The organism is Novosphingobium sp. BL-S-33 (assembly GCF_056857025.1).
In genome coordinates this window covers 784645-801441 of record NZ_CM166475.1, presented here as the reverse complement: position 1 = coordinate 801441, position 16797 = coordinate 784645, and the positions used below count along the sequence as shown (strand labels likewise).

General features: G+C 64.1%; 14 protein-coding genes. 3 read left to right on the top strand and 11 right to left on the bottom strand.

All coding sequences use genetic code 11. The annotated features are described in order from the left end of the window. Nucleotides 1–12: 12 nt before the first annotated feature. The 9 genes from AC1VVM_RS20280 to rpoD all read right to left on the bottom strand — a co-directional run bounded on the left by AC1VVM_RS20280 (nt 13) and on the right by rpoD (nt 11216). Nucleotides 13–858 (bottom strand): hypothetical protein, encoded by an 846-nt coding sequence (locus AC1VVM_RS20280; protein ID WP_482957236.1) that lies wholly within the window; start codon nt 856–858, stop codon nt 13–15. 133 nt (nt 859–991) lie between these two features. Beyond that, on the bottom strand, nt 992–3292 hold the full coding sequence (locus tag AC1VVM_RS20275) for an arylsulfatase (RefSeq protein ID WP_482957235.1): 2301 nt from the start codon (nt 3290–3292) through the stop codon (nt 992–994). 116 nt (nt 3293–3408) lie between these two features. After that, nucleotides 3409–4050 carry a DNA oxidative demethylase AlkB gene (alkB, locus tag AC1VVM_RS20270; protein ID WP_482905549.1) on the bottom strand — a complete coding sequence of 214 codons (642 nt, stop codon included), beginning with the start codon at nt 4048–4050 and terminating at the stop codon, nt 3409–3411. Continuing rightward, on the bottom strand, nt 4040–4741 hold the full coding sequence (locus AC1VVM_RS20265) for a 2OG-Fe(II) oxygenase (RefSeq protein WP_482905548.1): 702 nt from the start codon (nt 4739–4741) through the stop codon (nt 4040–4042). Before AC1VVM_RS20265 ends, alkB begins: the two co-directional genes overlap by 11 nt. A gap of 23 nt (nt 4742–4764) precedes the next feature. Continuing rightward, nucleotides 4765–5319 (bottom strand): methylated-DNA--[protein]-cysteine S-methyltransferase, encoded by a 555-nt coding sequence (locus tag AC1VVM_RS20260; protein ID WP_482957234.1) that lies wholly within the window; start codon nt 5317–5319, stop codon nt 4765–4767. Between the two features lie 194 nt (nt 5320–5513). Continuing rightward, a complete protein-coding gene (locus AC1VVM_RS20255; protein WP_482905546.1) occupies nt 5514–6047 on the bottom strand; it encodes a CAP domain-containing protein in 534 nt (177 codons plus the stop codon). Between the two features lie 100 nt (nt 6048–6147). Beyond that, on the bottom strand, nt 6148–7557 hold the full coding sequence (locus AC1VVM_RS20250) for a methyl-accepting chemotaxis protein (protein ID WP_482957233.1): 1410 nt from the start codon (nt 7555–7557) through the stop codon (nt 6148–6150). 178 nt (nt 7558–7735) lie between these two features. After that, nucleotides 7736–8839, bottom strand: coding sequence for a GGDEF domain-containing protein (locus AC1VVM_RS20245; RefSeq protein WP_482957232.1), 1104 nt, complete (start codon nt 8837–8839; stop codon nt 7736–7738). A gap of 328 nt (nt 8840–9167) precedes the next feature. Continuing rightward, nucleotides 9168–11216, bottom strand: coding sequence for an RNA polymerase sigma factor RpoD (gene rpoD, locus AC1VVM_RS20240; RefSeq protein ID WP_482957231.1), 2049 nt, complete (start codon nt 11214–11216; stop codon nt 9168–9170). Between the two features lie 362 nt (nt 11217–11578). On the opposite strand from rpoD, the gene AC1VVM_RS20235 reads away from it, so the two are divergent. Both AC1VVM_RS20235 and AC1VVM_RS20230 read left to right on the top strand, forming a co-directional pair. Then, nucleotides 11579–11794, top strand: coding sequence for a hypothetical protein (locus AC1VVM_RS20235; protein ID WP_132391034.1), 216 nt, complete (start codon nt 11579–11581; stop codon nt 11792–11794). A 232-nt stretch (nt 11795–12026) separates the two neighbouring features. Then, nucleotides 12027–12368 (top strand): hypothetical protein, encoded by a 342-nt coding sequence (locus AC1VVM_RS20230; protein ID WP_132391032.1) that lies wholly within the window; start codon nt 12027–12029, stop codon nt 12366–12368. A gap of 99 nt (nt 12369–12467) precedes the next feature. Here AC1VVM_RS20230 and AC1VVM_RS20225 read toward each other — a convergent pair whose 3' ends face one another. Further along, nucleotides 12468–14273, bottom strand: a complete 1806-nt coding sequence (locus AC1VVM_RS20225) for an IlvD/Edd family dehydratase (RefSeq protein WP_482957355.1) — start codon at nt 14271–14273, stop codon at nt 12468–12470. Between the two features lie 5 nt (nt 14274–14278). Beyond that, the gene (locus AC1VVM_RS20220; RefSeq protein WP_482957230.1) at nt 14279–15850 is read right to left on the bottom strand and encodes an aldehyde dehydrogenase (NADP(+)); all 1572 of its coding nucleotides are present in this window, start codon (nt 15848–15850) and stop codon (nt 14279–14281) included. A gap of 365 nt (nt 15851–16215) precedes the next feature. Between AC1VVM_RS20220 and AC1VVM_RS20215 the strand changes: the two genes are divergently transcribed. Continuing rightward, nucleotides 16216–16746, top strand: a complete 531-nt coding sequence (locus AC1VVM_RS20215) for a nuclear transport factor 2 family protein (RefSeq protein WP_482957229.1) — start codon at nt 16216–16218, stop codon at nt 16744–16746. The last annotated feature ends 51 nt before the right edge of the window (nt 16747–16797 follow it).

Sequence of the window (16797 nt, the reverse complement as noted above, 5' to 3'; positions counted from 1 at the left end):
CAGGGGGCGGAGTCAGGGAGCTTGGGGCGCGTCGGCAGCGCGCGAGCGGGCCATCTGATCGGCAATTCGCTGGCGCTGGAGGGGCTGGGCCATGTCCGCCCGAACGGTGTAGAACGCAGAGAGGAACGCGCGGTCCGCTTCGGTGAGGCCACCGGGAGCCGCCGCGCCCGCCTCCGGCGTGAACAGGGTCAGGATCGTCGGCTGCGTTGCCACGTGGTCCAGCCGGGCGCCGGTGAGCGCGCGGAGGGCGGCATAGTCCGCGATCTGCCGCAAGTCACGGTCGGCAACGGCCTCGCGGTCGATCAGGACGATGGAACTGACGATATCCCGGCGGACAGCCATCGACAGGCGTGTCGATGTCGCGGTCTTCTGGATCATCAAGCCCTTCTCTGTATAGCTCTGGGGATCACCGTCACGGCTGCGCGTTTCGACTTCGCTCCACGCCCGCGCGGGGCCGGGCTCGGCGAGAATGTGGCCAATATCGGCGTGGGACTGGCTCAGGATCGCTCCGGATCCCGACTGCGCCAGTGTGCGCACGGCATCGCGGCTGTCCGGCACGAAGACGACCATCACATTATGGGCGCAACCGGGCCGGTCGATCCGCAGGCCAATGGATGCAGCGACCTCCTTGATCCGGTCCGCCACGACGGCGTCCGCACCCGGCGGCAGCCCGACGCTGCTCACGCAAATCGGGTCGGTGAACCTTGCGAGCGGCTCGTCGTTCTCGGCCGCAATCGCGACTTGCGCGACGAAGCGCCGGGCATCGCCCTCTGCCTCCGGTCGGGCCGCGTCGACGACCACAACGGGCGGGGCAGTGGCAGAAGCGGCCGCAAGCAGGCTGCCGAGTACGAGGCTCATGCCGGTTCTCCTTTGCCGAGCGAACCTACTGAACCCGCGTGGTTATTCCTAGGTTTCCCGACCTGCCGGGATCAGGATTATGATCTTTTAACCGCCGCGCGGAGAACGTGGAAAGCGACATTGCAACATCGATCTACTGACCGGGCTTCAACTCGATTTCCACGCGCTCGACTTTGCCGGTCAGCTTGAATGGCAGCTTGTACGTGAAATCGATCGGCGATCCGGTGTCCATGCCGATGTCCAGCCCTTCGCCCAGCGAGAATTGAATGGGCACGGTTCGCTCCAGCCGCCCTCCGGCAACTTTGGTACCATTGGCGGAGATGGTAATCTCGCCGCCCTTGCCCATCCCGCCGCCGTCATATTTGAAATCGACGGCGAGCGTCGTTTTTCCCTTGGGCAGGGGAGCCTCGGCCGCGAATGTGGGCCGGTCGATCGAGAGGAAGTTGTAGACGAAGACGGGCTTGCCCTCGCGCAGATAGAGCCCGTAGCCGCCTTCAAGGCCGCCATGTGTGACGATCATGCCCTCGGCGTGGTCGCTCGGCAGGTCGATCTCGGCGGTAATCGTCCAGCTCTTGTTGAGCATCGGCAGGCAGGCAGCGTCCGGAAGCGCGATCTGCCCTTCATAATAGACGGCCTTGGTCCGCTTGCCGACGAGGCTTGGCCTGCCCATCGCCTCTGCATTCATGCGGATCGTGGCGCGCCAGTCGAGCGGCAGCACGCTATACTTGGCAGCCTCCACCCACCACATGTCCTGCAATTCGCGCAGCTTCTCGGGATGCTGCGCGGCGAGATCCTTCGCCTGCGAAAAGTCCTCGTCTAGCTTGTACAGTTCCCACACCTGTTCATCGGGGCTCCAATCCTCGGATCGGACCGGCTGCCAGGGCACGAACGAGGGGGCCGAAGCCATCCATCCGTCGTGATAGAGCCCGCGATTGACGCCCAGTTCGAAATATTGCGTCTTGCGTTTGCTGGCAACGCTGGCGTCTTCGAAGGTGGCGGCGAAGCTGACGCCCTCGATGGGTTTTTGCTGCACGCCGTTGAGTGTGCCGGGCGCGGTAATTCCGCAGATTTCATAGAGTGTCGGCACGATGTCGATCGTGTGGATGAACTGATCGCGCAGGCCGCCCTTGTCCTTGATGGCGTCGGGCCATGAGATGATCATCGGGTTGCGCGTTCCGCCGAAGTGGCTGGCGACTTGCTTGGTCCATTGGAACGGCGTGTTCATGGCGTGGGCCCAGGCGGACGGGAAGTGATTGAAGTGCTTGGGGCTGCCCAGTTCGTCGATCGCCTTGATGTTGTCTTCCCACTTCTCCGGAAGGCCGTTGAAGAACATGTTCTCGCACAGCGAGCCTTCAAGGCCGCCTTCGGCGCTCGAACCGTTGTCACCGGCGATGTAGAGGATGATCGTGTTGTCCGCGTCGGGCAGTTCCTTGACCGCGTCGATCACCCGGCCCATCGCCACGTCGACTTGCGCACCGTAGCCGGCGAAGACTTCCATCATCCGGGAATAGAGACGCTTCTGGTCGTCGTTGAGCGAATCCCATGCCGGAAGGCCCTTCGACCGGGTGGTCAATTCAGTATCCTGCGGGACCACCCCCAGATCCTTCTGGCGGGCGAGGGTCTGCTCGCGATAGGCGTCCCAGCCTTGATCGAACTGGCCCTTGAATTTGTCGATCCACTCCTTGGACGCATGGTGCGGCGCGTGCGTGGCGCCGGGCGCGACATAGAGGAAGAACGGCTTGTCCGGCGCAATGCTCTTGACCTGACGCAGCCAGGTTATCGCCCGGTCGGCAATGTCCTCGGTCAGGTGATAATCGGGATCTTCCGAGGGCGGGACGAGGTTGTGGTTCTCGTAGAGGATCGGGTTCCAGTGATTCATGTCACCGGCGTTGAAACCGTAGAAATAGTCGAACCCAAGCCCGTTGGCCCAACGGTCGAACGGGCCTGCGGCGCTGGTTTCCCACGTCGGCGTATTGTGGTTCTTGCCGATCCAGGCGGTCATGTAGCCGTTCTGGCGCAGGACTTCGCCCACTGTTCCGCAATTCTTCGGCAGGATGCAGCAATAGCCGTCATAGCCGGTCGCGAGTTCGGTGATGCCGGCGAAAGACGCCGAATGGTGATTGCGCCCGGTGATGAGCGCCGCCCGTGTCGGGCTGCACAGCGCCGTCGTGTGGAAGTAGTTGTAGCGCAGGCCCTCCTTGGCGAGCCTGTCCATCGTCGGTGAGGGGACGCCGCCGCCAAAAGTCGAAAACTGGCCGAAACCGACATCGTCGAGGAGGATCAGCACGATGTTCGGCGCGCCCTTGGGCGGCTGCACGGGCTGCGGAAATGTCGCGGGGTCTGAGTCCTGATACGTGCGGCCGATTTCGCCGGTGAAATGGAAGTCGGGACGCGGCAGGATGCCGGGGGTTTGAGCAGGACGATCGATGGGCATGTGGGGGCTCCGTGCCGCGAATGTCCCGAAAAAATAGCCGGGCCTTGAGGGCGATCCATCGGGATAAACCCCCAAAAGTGCGCGGCTCGGGCCCGGCGGCTACCGAAGATCGGCGATCAGCGCGCCTTCCGGAACGTGAGATTGTAGCGTGCTTCGCCCGTGGCGGGATGGTCTCCGGCCTTGAGTTCGCCAACGCCGTGGAAGGTCATGCGCGAAGGGCCGCCCCACACGACGACATCGCCATGGACCACCCGGAGGCGGGCAGGGCGGTCGCTGCGGTGCCGGCCGCCCCACAGGAACGTTGCGGGCAACCCGAGCGAGACCGAGACGATCGGCGCAGAGTGATCCCGCTCGTCCATGTCCTGATGAAGGGAAAGCCTTGAACCAGGGATATAACGATTGACCAGGCAGGCGTCGGGCACGAAGCCGCTGAAGCCAAGCGCTTCGGCGGCCCGACCGGCAAGGTCGAGAAACAGCGGCGGGAGTGCCGGCCATGGCCTGTTCGTCTCAGGGTCGATGGCGTCGTAGCGATAGCCCGACCGATCGGACACCCAGCCCAGCGGGCCGCAGTTGAACATGGCGACCGACAGGCGCTTGCCGCCCCGGGTCTCCATGTGGCGGAAGGGCGCGAGCGCGGACATGTGCCGGACATGCGCGACCAGCGCGTCCGCCACGTCGAGCGCGAAGCCGCCAAGGATGGCCGCGCCCGGTCCGAGTGCCACGTCTCGATGATCGTCCGCGAAGAGGTCAGGCAGCATCGTGGAAAATGATCCCCAGCGTATGCCGCTTGCCCGAACGCACCATGCTGACACCGTGGCGCAGGTTGACCCGATAACTGCCGCGCGAGCCCCGCTGCGGGCGGGCATTCACCGCGAAGAGCACGGCATCACCCTTGCCGAGCGGTACCACCGCGGCGCGAGACTGCATGCGGGGACGCTGTTCGGTCAGAACGAACTCGCCGCCCGTGAAGTCCTTGCCCGGCTCCGAAAGGAGCACGGCGATCTGGAGCGGGAAAACATGATCGCCGTAGAGGTCCTGATGCAGGCAATTGTAGTCGCCCTTGCCATATTCCAGCAGCAGCGGCGTCGATCGCTTTTGGCCGGCTTCGTGGCAGCGTTCCAGGAATGTCGTATGGTCGGCGGGGAAGCGGACGTCGATCCCCATCCGCTCATGCCAGCCATTGGCGATCGGCGCGATGCGCCGATAGAGTTCGGTGCGCGCCGCCTCGATCAGCGGCGGCAGCGGATAGGCGAAATAGCGATACTCGCCTTTTCCGAAGCCATGGCGGGCCATGTGGATGTGGCTGCGAAAGACAGGGGTCGGTCCATAGAGGTCCGCCACCGCGTCGCATTCGGCGTCTTCGAAAAACGCCGGCAGGATCGCCCAGCCTTCCTCGTCGAGACTGGCCGCGATTGCACCCCAATCGTAAGCGGCAAGGCGCGCGTTCATGGAACTGCCTTGATGACGCACCTTTAGAATCCGAAGCCGATCTGGCGGTTCGAGGGAGAGGCAACCCCCTCCAGCGAGAGCATGTGCGCTTTCGTATCGGAGCCGCCCGGGGCCGAAAAGCCTCCGATCTTTCCGCCGGCAGCCGTCACGCGGTGGCATGGCACTATCAGCGGCACGGGATTGCGCGCCATCGCCTCGCCCACGGTCCGCGCGGTCTGGGGTTCTTCCCCCAAGGCCTTGGCGACGGCGCCGTAAGTCGTGGTTTCGCCGTAATCTAGCGCACGCACGAAGCCATAGATGCGTTCGAACAGGGGTTCCTGTTCGCCCAGGTCGATCTCGACGGCAGAAAAATCCACCCGCTCGCCTTCGAAATAGCGCTGGGCGTCATGGATGACGGCCTGCAGGAATGCCGGGGGAGCCGTTCGTATCGACGTGGGAAAACGACGAAGCAGCGCGCTTTCGGCTGCTTCGGCTGTCCGTGACGGAAGGCGAAAGCTTGAGACGCTCGATCCTCGCCAGCCGATGGCGGCAAAGCCGTACGAGGTCTCGAAGATAACGTGTTGCGGCGATCGATCCACAATCGGGTCCTTCAGTATGCCGGACGCCGAGCCTTGCAGGACGGAATGGCCGTCAACGGCGCCTCATGATCGGAGGTATATGGGCGCATCTTGCCGCTGCCGCACTCCGATCCTTGCTTTCAAACCGGTTTTTTCCGCAATTGTCGCGAGATTTCCGGATGGGTGGAAGGCGGCGTACCGTTCTGAAATCGGGCTTATTGGGCGCTGACAACCGTTCGCTGGCGATAGGGGCTCTCATTCATGACGTTCCCCGGCGGATCGTATCGGCACACCAGGTATTCGTACCCTCTCCCTTTTGACAGGGCGCAACCGACCGACGTCGTTCCGGCCCAGATCATCTGCGTATAATGGCCAACGCGGTGATAATCGTCCTGCCACGAACGCATCCGGCGCAGCGGGATCTTTTCAGCCGCCCAACCCGAGACCATCTCTTCGAGGCGATAGCCGCCGCGGGTCCCCATCCAGAGGTTCTCGCCCTCCAGCCGGTTGGAGGCATCGTGCCGGAACACTGCCGATGATGCCAGCCGGTCTGCCCAGTAACCGGCATCACGCGCCAGCTTGGCACTCCAGCGCAGCGGCGCCGAGCCTACCGCCGCGCGCTCCCGGTTATGAATGGCGAGCACGATATCCTGAAATTGGGCTTCATTGACAGCCGGCCGAGTGCTGGAGGCGGCAACCGCCGCAGCAGCAAGTACGCCAAACACCATGAAAACTCCCGAATCAGCCACCTTTTGGCCGCGTTACACCCGGAATCCTGTCATTTTGTGGAACAGAGGCAAACCATTCCGGAGTATGATCCGTTCACCCCGAATCCGCCTTGAAAACGCTCTAGAATTCGGACCAGTCCTCGCCCGAGTGCGCGGGACTGATCGCCAGATTCCCACGCACCGGCAGCGACGCGTGACGCGGCGATGCCGCAGTCAGGGCAGGCGGATCGCGCCGGGACATGAGGCGCACAGGTCCGTTGGAAGCCGAATACAGCCTGAAGCGCGTGGTCAGTTCGGCAAGCTCTGCCGCTTTGGAGGCGAGGCCGCGCGCGGCGGCGGCGGTCTGCTCCACCATTGCGGCGTTCTGCTGCACCATCTGGTCCATGCTGACGACGCCGCCGCCGATGTCGGTCAAAGCTTCGGACTGCACTTCGGCGCCTCGGGCGATCGCATCGACCAGCCTGTTGACTTCGGCGATCTTCGTACCGATCCGCTCAAGCATACGCCCGGTCTGCCCGACCAGATCGACCCCTTCCGCGACTTGCGTGGACGACGTGGTGATAAGCGCGCGAATTTCCCGCGCGGCGTCGGACGATCGCTGCGCCAGCGCCCGCACTTCGTTGGCGACCACGGCGAAACCACGGCCGGCATCGCCTGCACGCGCCGCTTCCACGCCCGCGTTCAGAGCCAGAAGATTGGTCTGGAAGGCGATGCCGTCGATCAGGTCGATGATCTGGTTGATCTGGAGCGAACTCTGCTCGATCGCGTTCATCGCGTCGACGGCATTGCGGACGACTTTGGCGCCGTCATCGGCATCGCCGCTGGCCGCACTCACCGCAATGCGGACCTCGCCGGCGCTGCCAGCGGTCACTTCCACCATCCCCGTCACGTTCTTCATGGAGGCAGAGGTGCGTTCCAGCGTCGCCGCCTGACTTGCCGTGCGCTGGGCAAGATCGTCCGACGCCGCGCGGATTTCGGCCGAACCCGTCCGCACGCATTCGGCGGAGGATACGACTTGCGCGATGCTGGCCTCCAGACCGACGACGGCGCGGTTGAAACCGGCGCGCAGGCTTTCGTATTCTTCCGCGAAGGCCGTTTCCAGCTTGATGGTCATGTCGCCGCCTTCCAGCGCGAGCAGACCGCGCTCCAGCGCCTCGACCATCTGCTGGCGGGTGGAATTGAGCTGGACCTGCACGGCATTGTCCCGGAACACGGCCATGGCGTTGGTCATCCGGCCCACGCAGTCGCTGTGATCGGTGAACCTGATCGGACTGGCAAGATCGCCTGCCGCCAGCCCTTCCATGCGCACGACCGTCTCGACATAGGGATCGCAGATCAGCTTGCCGCTGATCTTCACGGTGGCCAGTGTCGCCACCAGTGACAGGACCGCCAGCCCGATTCCGGGCGCGGTGAAATTGCGGGCGGCGAGAGCCGCGCCGGCTACGGAGAGCAGGCCCCAGAATCCGTGCAGATAGAACAGGGTGCGGAACTTGACCCGGATGGGGGCATATTTCTCGAGCCAATTGAACATCGTCGGCCTCGCTGAGCATTTTTCCGCGAGGACGGAATGCCTCGGGCGAGACGACGGTTTACCGGGGATTTGCGAAGGATTGGCAGTATCGCCGCTAGGGACTTTCAAGTAGCGAGGCGCGCCACTTGGGCGAAATTGGCCTGCATGCCGCACAATCTAGCGACCGGCAGCGCTGCCGCTAAGCGCGCATTTCAAGAGCACAGGCAGACTTGTCGGCGGCCGGCGGTTCCGCAGGCTCGATCCGGTTGCGACCGCCGATTTTGGCCCTGTAGAGCGCGGCGTCCGCGGCCGAGAGGAGATCCGCAAGATTGTTGCCGTCGCGTCCCAGTTCCGCAAGGCCGATGCTGACGGTTGCCGTGACGTCCACGCCATTTTCTCGATCTATGACGATCTCCGCAAAGCCGCTCACCACGCCTTGGGCGATAGCGGCGGCCTCCGCATCGGATTTGCAGGTCAACAATGCGGCGAATTCCTCACCGCCGATTCGCGCGAGAATGGCAGCCGGCCCGACGATGCCCCTGACGAAACCTGCGAACAGCTTGAGCACCCGGTCGCCCGTCGCATGGCCAAACCGGTCGTTGATGGCCTTGAAGTGGTCGAGATCGAAAGCGAGCAGAAAGGTACGCGCGTCCGCGTTTGCATTGCGAATGTGGCTCTCGGCTTCCTCGAAGAACCAGCGCCGATTACCCAGGCCGGTCAGATAGTCCGTGCGCGAGGCTTGCAGCAACTGGTCCTGTGTTTCCTCTCGCAGGAGCGCCATCAGCGCCATGGGCAGGCCGACCGAGTAGAGCACGCCTTCGTACATCGTGAAGACGCTGGAGATCGCAAGCAGTCGCGGCCCGAAACCCGGTACCGCCAGAGGCAGGACAAAGGCTCTGCCTATGTAGAAGAGCGAATGCATGGCCGCGAAGGCCAGCGCAACACGGCGGGATCGCAAGAAGCGGAAGCGATCGTTCGTCCACAGCTCCCAGGCTGTTAGGCCGCTGACCAGCGCGATGGGAAATGCGCTGATATAGTTCCAGATAATATCCCGGCAGCATTCGCCCATGACGATCCAGATCAGGGCCTGGAAAGCGAAAATAGCCAGCGAAATCGCGCCGCGCTTGCGGCCGGCCAGGCGCGCTACGCCCTGAAAAATCAGAAGATACCCGCCCATCATGGCCATATTGGCCAAACTTGCGCCAAGGGCACCGGCGAACATCGTTCGCCCCATCGCCAATGCGCACCCGGCAGCCAGCGCCGAATAGCCGGCGGCGAGTATGCCGAGTTCATTCCTGCGCAAGGGCCGTGCATGCCGCTCCCAGAGCGTCATGACTGCACTGAGAGCCAAAGTGCCTATGGCAAGGAAATACAAAGTGGAGAGATCAAACCGCATCGCAGGCACCGAAGATTGGCGGTCCTTTACCTGCAATCTGGAAATTTCCCATCACTTAATCGGCCACGGGCCTCTGGCCCGTAGCTTCGGATGGGTGTCTCTCCGATTTCCTGATAGTGGCTGGAGCGCTACCGCCGCCCCTACCGGCATTGGGCCGGTAGGGGCGGCGCTGTAGCCAAGGGCATTTTCTCATCAGGTGGAACCACTTGATGACCCGGAAAACGCCGAAACCGTCTTAGTCCAAGAAGCTGCGCATGATGCGCGACCGGCTCGGGTGCTTGAGCTTGCGCAGCGCCTTGGCCTCGATCTGGCGGATACGTTCGCGGGTCACCGAGAACTGCTGGCCCACTTCCTCAAGCGTATGGTCGGTGTTCATGCCGATGCCGAAGCGCATGCGCAGCACGCGCTCTTCGCGCGGGGTGAGCGAGGCGAGGGTGCGGGTGATCATTTCCTTGAGGTTGGACTCGATCGCCGCATCCACCGGGATGACCGCATTCGAATCCTGAATGAAGTCACCCAGATGGCTGTCTTCCTCGTCACCCACGGGGGTTTCGAGCGAGATCGGCTCCTTGGCGATCTTCAGGACCCGCTTGACCTTTTCGAGCGGCATCGACAGGCGCTCGGCCATTTCTTCCGGCGTGGGCTCGCGGCCATGGTCGTGCAGGAAGCGGCGGTTGGTGCGGACCAGCTTGTTGATCGTCTCGATCATGTGGACCGGGATACGGATCGTGCGGGCCTGATCCGCGATCGAGCGCGTGATCGCCTGACGAATCCACCAGGTGGCATAAGTCGAGAACTTGTAGCCGCGGCGGTACTCGAACTTGTCGACCGCCTTCATCAGGCCGATGTTGCCTTCCTGGATGAGGTCCAGGAACTGCAGGCCGCGGTTCATGTACTTCTTGGCGATCGAGATCACCAGACGCAGGTTCGCCTCGACCATTTCCTTCTTGGCGATGCGCGCCTCGCGCTCACCCTTCTGGACCATGTTGACGATGCGGCGGAACTCGGGAAGCGCCATGCCGGTGGCGGCGGCGATGTCCGAGACTTCGAGGCGGATACGCTCGGCCGGATCGGCTTCGTTGGCCGCGAAAGCCGCCCACTTCTTGTCCTTCGTCGCCATTTCGCCGATCCAGGTGTCGTCCAGTTCGCGGCCGACATAGGTTTCGAGGAAGTCGGCGCGCTTCACCTTGTGGCGCTCTACCAGGCGCAGCATCTGGCCGCCCAGCGTGGTGAGCCGGCGGTTGAACGAGTAGAGATTGTCGACGAGGTATTCGATCTTCGCCGCGTGGAATTTCACCGATTCGACTTGCGCGGTCAGGTCTTCGCGCAGCTGCTGGTACTGCTCTTCCTTGGCGACCGGGAAGTCGATGCCCAGCGCCAGCGCGTCGAGACGCTCCGACTGGAGGCGCTCGAAGGCCTGGAACAGCTCGGTGATGAGCGAGAATTTCTCAAGCGCTTCCGGCTTGAGGGCCGCTTCCATCTGCGCAAGGCTGATGGTGTTGTCCTCGTCCTCGTCCTCGGCCTCGGCCGCGCGCTTGGCGATCGGATTGCCGTCTTCGTCCAGCTCGGTGGTGGTTTCCTCTTCCTCGGCCTCGTCGTCCTCCTTGAAGGAGGGGCCGGCGATCTTTTCGCTGATCTCGCCGTCGTCGTCGCCTTCACCGTCTTCCGACAGGCTTTCGGGCGCAGGCTCCTTGGTCAGCATTGCATCGAGATCGAGGATCTCGCGCAGCTGCATCTCGCCGTTGTTGAGCGCTTCGGACCACTGGATGATGGCGTGGAAGGTGAGCGGGCTCTCGCAGAGGCCCATGATCATCATGTCGCGGCCGGCTTCGATGCGCTTGGCAATCGCCGCTTCGCCCGCACGGGAAAGCATTTCCACCGCGCCCATCTCGCGCAGGTACATGCGCACCGGATCGTCGGTGCGGCCGAGGGCGTCCGCTTTCTTGCTGTCCGGCGTGCGGCGCTGGGAGATTTCGCCGTCGTCGCCGGCGTCATCATCCATATCGCGATCGTCGTCGTTTTGCGAATCGGCCTGAGAATCGGTCTCGTCGCCGTCCTCGCCTTCATCCTCGTTCTCGACGATCTTGATGCCCATCTCCGAGATCGCGGCCATGATGTCCTCGATCTGGTCGGTGGACATCTGATCCTGCGGCAGGGCAGCGTTCAGCTCGCTTACGGTGATGGTACCACGGCTCTTGGCGCGGGCGATAAACCGCGCAACCGCGCCCTTGCCACTCTCAATAAGCGGTGCATCGAAATCCGCCGCGTTCTCGTTCTTGCTCATAGGTATGCCATTGTCTCATTTGCGCGGCCCATGACGGTCACTTCGCCAGGACAAAAAATAGGTATGGGGCCCCTTGCCTGACAAGGGCAGTAAATTCCAGTGGTCTCTCGCCCAAACCCAATTCGATGCCCTTATGGCCTTTATGAAGCGTTTGAAAGGCTGAGGTACGGGGGCCGTGAAGCGGCGTAGCAGGGCCCTGTTGCCATCGCCGTCATTGGCGACGAATGGGCTTCATCGAATCGGGTGTGGGTTACATGTTACAATAGGTCCATGCCGGAGGCGAGAAATCGCGGGTCCGTCGGCTCAAGGCCGGGGTGCGCGGGCGCGGCAGCCGATTGCCGTCAATCAGCAGGAGTAAGTCGATGGTTCCAGGAAGTTCAAGCCCCGCTCACGAGCGGAATACGGCCATTTACGTGGCGGTGATCGATGGCGCGACGTTTGGTGCACTTGCCGAACGATATGGCATCAGCAGGGTTCGCGTGCAGCAGGTCTATGCCCGCGAGCGGGCAAACGCCTGGGAAGCGCGCAGCCGGGGAGCGACCAGCTACCTTGATCGGCCCATCCCCAAGGATGTCTGATGCTCGCGTTCCATCGCGATGACGCTGCTTTGAGCATGTCCGCACCGTCCATTTGGCGATGCGAACGAGGTTCCGATCCTTCGACGGGCTCAGGATAAGCAGTGGGCGGGAGGGGCGGCGGGATCCCTTTGGGCAGAACATGGCGCGCTTTCAAAACGAGGACGCAGGTGTGGTAATGCTGGCCGCCCCGCTGTAGGCGGGCGGCGCAAGTTCAGACAATTCAGGCAGACGCATGGCCCGCAAGCATTCGAAACATGGCCCCTACGAAGACCTCCATAGCGAGGAGGATGAGGCTCCGGCTCCCGTTGAGCCTTGCTGGCTCTGCGGCCGCCCCACCGGCAAGACTATCGTCTGGCACCATCCGGTACCCAAGAGCCGGGGCGGGCGCGATGTCGTGCCCATGCACTCGATCTGCCAGCAGACGCTGATCGCCAATTTCACCAATTCCGAATTGCAGCGCCACGGAATGGATGTGGAGGGTTTGCTGGCCGATCCGAACGTGCGCAAGTTCGTCGATTGGGTGGCGAACAAGGACCCCGATTTCACCGCGACCATCACCAAGAAGAAACGCTGATCGGGCCGGAATCGCCCGTCTTTGATCGCCTGCTTTTCCGGTCTCCCGCTGCCTTCGTGGTCCGGACTGTCACAGTCCGGACCACGCCAGGTCAGATAATCAGTGGTTATGCCGTGGCGTCTTGGCGGAAATCTGGCGGTATTTCACGGCCATTTCCAGCACGGCGCCTTCGGCCATCTGCCCGGTCTTCTCGCGGAAGAGTTCCTCCCACGGGGTATGGCTTTCCGGCACCGGCGGAGGCGTCTCCGTCTTGCGGCGGGCGATCTCCGCTTCGTCCACCAGCGCGTTGCAAGAGCCTGCACGGACATCGATGCGGATCACGTCGCCGGTGCGCAGCCATGAGAGACCGCCGCCGGCGGCGCTCTCGGGCGAGCAGTTGAGGATCGAAGGGCTGTCCGAAGTACCGGACTGGCGCCCGTCGCCCAGCGTCGGCAGCCACTGCACGCCGCGACGGATCAGCGCGTCTGGCGGCTGCATGTTGACGACCTCGGCCGAGCCGGGCCAGCCCAGCGGTCCGGCGCCGCGCATCACGAGGATGCAGTTCTCGTCGATTTCCAGCGAGGGATCGTTGATCCGGTGGTGATAGTCGTCACCGCCCTCGAACACGACCGCGCGGCCTTCGAACACGCCTTCCGAGCCGGGGCGCGAGAGGTAGCGTTCGTGGAATTCGGCGCTGATGACGGAAGTCTTCATGATGCCGAAGTCGAACAGGTTGCCGGAAAGGACGAGGAAGCCCGCCTTTTCGCGCAGCGGTTCGGCGAAAGGACGGATTACCTCGCGGTCGCGTGCTTCGCGGCCGGTAAGGTTTTCGGCCAGCGTCTCGCCGGTCACCGTCAGGCAGTCGTCCGCGAGCACGCCCGCCTGTTGCAGTTCCCACATGACCGACGGCACGCCGCCCGCGCGGTGGAAGCGCTCGCCGAGGAACCGCCCGGCGGGCTGCATGTCGACGATCAGCGGCAGGTCGTAGCCATGCTCGGTCCAGTCCGAGGCGTGGAGTTCGACGCCCGCGTGACGGGCCATCGCCATGACGTGCGGCTGGGCATTGCTCGAACCGCCGATGGCGCTGACCACGCGGATCGCGTTGAGGAAGCTCTCACGCGTCAGGATGGCCGATGGGCGCAGGTCTTCATAGGCCATCTCGACAATGCGGCGGCCGGTTTCGTAGGCGATCTGGCCGCGTTCGCGGTAGGGCGCCGGGACCGCCGCACAGCCGGGGAGCGAGAGGCCCAGCGCCTCGGCCACGGCGTTCATGGTCGAAGCGGTGCCCATGGTGTTGCAGTGCCCGGCCGAAGGGGCGCTGTCGCAGGCGCGCTGGAGGAATTCTTCCTCGTCGATCTGGCCCGCTGCCAGCTTGCGGCGGCTGCGCCAGATCACCGTGCCCGAGCCGACGAGGTCGCCTTCGTGCCAGCCGTCGAGCATCGGGCCGCCCGAGAGGACGATGGCCGGAATGTCCACGGTGGAGGCGGCCATAACCTGCGACGGCGTCGTCTTGTCGCAGCCCGTCGTCAGCACCACACCATCGATGGGGTAGCCGTAGAGGATCTCGACAAGGCCCATATAGGCGAGGTTGCGGTCGAGCGCGGCGGTGGGGCGGCGGCAATTCTCGAAGATCGGGTGGACCGGGAACTCCATCGCGATGCCGCCCGCGTCGCGGATGCCGTCGCGCACACGCTTCGCCAGATCGATATGGATGCGGTTGCACGGCGAAAGGTCGCTGCCCGACTGGGCGATGCCGATGATCGGGCGTCCCGACCGCAGTTCTGCGGGCGTGATGCCGTAGTTCATGAAGCGTTCGAGATAGAGCGCGACCATGTCCGAACGGGCAGGATCGGCGAACCAATCCTGCGAACGGAAGCGGCGCGGTGCCGCGGAGTCGTTGCCCGCAGTGTCGTTATGGTTGTCCATGGTCATCAGCCCAGCTTGAGCACGCCGTCGATGCGGCGCGGTGCGTTCCAGGGATTGCCGTCGCGCAGACCCTCGGGGAGCAGGGCGGACGGCATGTTCTGATAGCACACCGGGCGCAGGAAGCGATCGATCGCCTTGGCCCCGACCGAGGTGGTGCGGCCATCCGAAGTCGAGGGGAACGGCCCGCCATGAACCATTGCGTGGCACACTTCGACGCCGGTGGGCCAGCCGTTGACGAGGATGCGGCCGACCTTGCGCTCCAGCACGGGGAGCAGTTCGGCAGCGGCGTCTTCGTCCTCGGCATCGAGGATCAGCGTGGCGGTGAGTTGGCCTTCGAGCGCGGCGATGACTTGCTTGGCCTCACTCATGTCGGTGACGGTGATGACGAGCGAGGAGGAGCCGAAGACTTCCGCGCCCAGTGCCGCGTCGGCCAGGAAATCGGCGGCGCTGGTCTTGAACAGTGCGCCCTGTGCCTGATGCGGGCCGGTCGGCTCGACACCGCGTGCGAGCGTGGTGACGGCCGAGTGGTCTGCCAGGGCTTCGACGCCATCGACGTAAGCCGCGTGGATGCCCGGCGTCAGCATGTCCTGCGCTGCGCTGCCGACCATGGCAGCGGCGGCCGAGGCGAGGAAGGTGTCGAGGTCCGGGCCGTCCATGGCGATGACGAGGCCGGGATTGGTGCAGAACTGGCCCGCGCCCATCGTCAGCGAGCCGACGAAAGCGGCGCCCAGCGCTTCACCGCGTGCGGCGAGAGCGGCGGGGAACAGCACGACGGGGTTGATCGAGCTCATCTCGGCATAGACCGGGATCGGCTCCGGGCGGCTGGCGGCGGTGCGCATCAGCGCCATGCCGCCGCCGCGCGATCCGGTAAAGCCCACGGCCTTGATGCGGTGGTCGGCGACGAGCGCGGTACCGGCCTCGCGGTTGGCGGGCAGGTAGGAGAACACGCCCTCGGGCAGGTGGCACAGCGCTACCGCGCGCTGGATCGCGCGGGCGACCAGTTCGCCGGTGCCGGGGTGGGCCGAGTGACCCTTGACGATCACCGGGCAACCCGCCGCGAAGGCCGAGGCCGTGTCACCGCCGGCGACGGAGAAGGCGAGGGGGAAGTTGCTCGCGCCGAACACCACGACCGGGCCGAGCGAGACCTTGCGGACGCGCAGGTCCGGGCGGGGCAGCGGTGCGCGTTCGGGCAGGGCGGGATCGATGGTGAGGTCAGCCCAACTGCCTTCGCGCAGGACCTGGGCGAAGAGGCGAAGCTGGCCGGTGGTGCGGCCGCGTTCGCCTTCGAGGCGGGCGCGCGGCAGGCCGGTTTCGGCCATGGCGCGCTCGATCAGGTCATCGCCAATGCGCACGATCTCGTCCGCAATGGTTTCCAGGAACACGGCGCGGGTTTCCGGCGCGGCTTCCGCGAAGGCAATTGCAGCGGCATCGGCCAGCGCGCAGGCGCGCTCCACTTCCGGCAGGCCGGCGGTGGTGAACCGGGGTTCGATGGCGGCGCCCGTGGCAGGGCTTACCGCGGTATAAGTGGTCTCGGTATGCTCTTCGCTGCGGCCGATGAGAATGGCGCCGGTGATCATCGTAACAGTCCTTCCACCCACGGGGATTTGCGGAGGCCGCCGCCAAACAGCGCACAGGTGTCCGGGAATCGCGCGCACGGGCAGGGCACGTACGGAGCAATCTCGATCACATCGGCATCCTCAACGATTTCGTTTTGGTAGCGCTATCATTTACCCGGTGCGCAGCCGCCGTCAAGGGCAAATGGGAGGGACGGCCGAGAGCAATCGGGCAACGGCGAACGATGCGCATCGGCGGGTTGGCGCGCGCGGGATCCTCTCTGACCGATCGGCAGATCATCTCCAGTCAAATCGCGGGGGAGGTTTGTTGCTTTCGGCGGAATTAAGAGCGTCGCGTGACTTCCGGGTACTTCAAAGGACAGAGCGCCATGACCACATTCGTAAGCAGGATCGCCGCCGAACTCGCCGACCGCGAGGCGATCCGCGAATGCCTTTCGCGCTATGCGCGCGGTGTGGATCGGCTCGATGCCGACATGGTCCGCAGCGCTTACTGGCCGGATTGCATCGACGAGCACCTGAGCTTCCGGGGCAATGCCGAGGAGTTCATTGACTGGTCCTTTGCGGCGATGGGCACGATGGACCAGACCATGCACTTCGTCTGCAATGTGCTGATGACCATTGATGGCAACACTGCCGAAGTGGAATCCTATTTCTACGGCATCCATCGCATCAACACGCCGGACGGCAAGCGGGACGTTATCGGCGCGGGCCGTTATGTCGATCGCTTCGAGAAGCGCGATGACGAATGGCGCATCAAGGAACGGCTCGTTGTCACCGACTGGTTTCGTGAATACTCGGACTCGGCGGATTGGTCGAAGGGCCTGATGGGCATCCCCATCACACCGGGCGGCCGCTACCCTCACGACGAGAGCTACAAGCGCATCGCGCTGGATCGGTGACGCGGCGCGGCGCCCTCATTCCGGGGTCGCGTTAATCCTTTAACTTTGGCG